General features: G+C 63.4%; 2 protein-coding genes. Both read left to right on the forward strand.

The features are described from left to right. Window positions 1-1,713: ribonucleoside-diphosphate reductase subunit alpha (locus tag AC5ZFO_RS47720; RefSeq protein WP_496124230.1), on the forward strand; the 1,713-nt coding region annotated here is incomplete at its 5' end. A 10-nt stretch (window positions 1,714-1,723) separates the two neighbouring features. Then, window positions 1,724-2,214 (forward strand): ribonucleotide-diphosphate reductase subunit beta (locus AC5ZFO_RS47725; RefSeq protein WP_496124231.1); only part of this gene is annotated, 491 nt, incomplete at its 3' end.

A 2,214-nucleotide genomic window follows, 5' to 3' on the forward strand; every position in this document is an offset into this window, starting at 1 on the left:
AAATATTCCGGCGGCCTCGGCAACGACTGGACGCCGGTGCGCGGCCTCGGCGCCCACATCAAGGGCACCAACGGCGAAAGCCAGGGCATCATCCCGTTCCTGAAAGTCGCCAACGACACCGCGATTGCCGTCAACCAGGGCGGCAAGCGCAAGGGCGCGGTCTGCGCCTATCTGGAAACCTGGCACGTCGACATCGAGGAATTCCTCGATCTGCGCAAGAACACCGGCGACGACCGCCGCCGCACCCACGACATGAACACCGCCAATTGGGTGCCGGACCTGTTCATGCAGCGCGTCGATGCCGATGGCGAATGGACGCTGTTCTCGCCGGACGAGACGCCCGATTTGCACGATCTCTACGGCGAGGCGTTCAAGACGGCTTACGAGGCCTATGAGGCCAAGGCGAAAGCCGGCAGCATGCGCGTCTTCAAGACCGTGCGCGCGAGCGACCTCTGGCGTCGCATGCTGACCATGCTGTTCGAGACCGGTCATCCCTGGATCACCTTCAAGGACCCCTGCAATCTGCGTTCGCCACAACGCCACGTGGGCGTGATCCATTCCTCGAACCTCTGCACCGAGATCACGCTGAACACCTCGGGCGACGAGGTCGCCGTCTGCAATCTCGGCTCCGTCAACATGCTCAACCATGTCGGGCCTGATGGTGTCGACCAGGCCAAGCTGAAGCGGACGGTGACCACCGCCGTCCCGATGCTCGACAACGTCATCGACATCAATTTCTACACGATCCCGGAAGCGCGGCGCTCCAACATGCGTCATCGTCCCGTTGGGCTCGGCTTGATGGGCTTTCAGGAAGCGCTTCAGGTCCAGCGCATTCCTACCGCGTCCGACGCAGCCGTGGCGTTTGCCGACACCAGCATGGAGGCAATCTCGTTCCACGCGATCGAAGCGTCGTCCGATCTCGCCGCGGAGCGCGGACGCTATCCGAGCTTCGAGGGCTCGCTGTGGTCGAAGGGCGTCTTGCCGCTCGACTCCATCCAGCTTCTCGCCGACGCGCGCGGTGGTCTCGACGTCGATCGCTCCGCAACGCTCGACTGGGATCGCCTGCGCAAGAAGGTCACGTCCAGCGGCATGCGCAACTCGAACGTCATGGCGATCGCGCCAACGGCGACGATCTCCAACATCTGCGGCGTCTCGCAGTCGATCGAGCCGAACTATCAGAACCTGTTCGTGAAATCGAACATGTCCGGCGACTTCACGGTCGTGAACGAGTTCCTGGTGCGCGACCTGAAGGCGAGGGGGCTTTGGGACGAGGTCATGGTCTCCGATCTCAAATATTTCGACGGCAGCGTCGGCCAGATCGACCGCGTTCCTGGCGATCTGAAGGCGCTCTACGCCACCGCCTTCGAGATCGACAGCGCCTGGCTGATCGAGGCGGCCGCGCGCCGGCAGAAATGGATCGACCAGTCGCAGTCGCTCAACCTCTACATCGCCAATCCCTCCGGCAAGAAGCTCGATGCGCTCTACCGGCTGGCCTGGCGGCGCGGCTTGAAGACGACCTACTATTTGCGCTCGCGCAGCGCCACGCATGTCGAGAAATCGACGTTGAAGGGCACCGACGGAAAGCTCAATGCGGTGTCCGCGTCTGTGGCGGTGTCGCACGCACCGATCATGATACCGACCGCAGCGGCACCGGACCTCGACGGCATCAAGGCCTGCCGGATCGACGATCCCGAATGCGAAGCGTGCCAGTGAGGAGATGACGATGCTCGACTGGTCCGATACCGAAACCACAGCGGCCGCTCCTGCCGTCTCAAGTCTCGCCACCGCACTGCGTCCGCAGACCCAGCTCAAGCTCGAGCCGGCCGACCCGACCGGCTTAGGCGCGATCGATCGCGCCGGCGGCCGCGTCTCCGTCGACGAGAAGCGGATGATCAACTGCCGCGCCGACGTCAACCAGCTGCTTCCGCTGAAGTACAAATGGGCCTGGGAGAAGTATCTCTCGGGCTGCAACAATCACTGGATGCCGACCGAAGTTTCGATGCAGGCCGACATCGCGCTATGGAAGTCGCGGGACGGGCTGACCGAGGACGAGCGGCGCGCGATCAAGCGCAATCTCGGCTTCTTCGCAGCCTCGGAATCGCTCGTCGCCAACAACATCGTGCTGGCGATCTACCGACACCTCACCAATCCGGAGTGCCGGCAGTACCTCCTTCGGCAGGCCTTCGAGGAGGCGGTGCACACCCACACCTTCCA

It is taken from the genome of Bradyrhizobium sp. Unk1 (assembly GCF_059512345.1).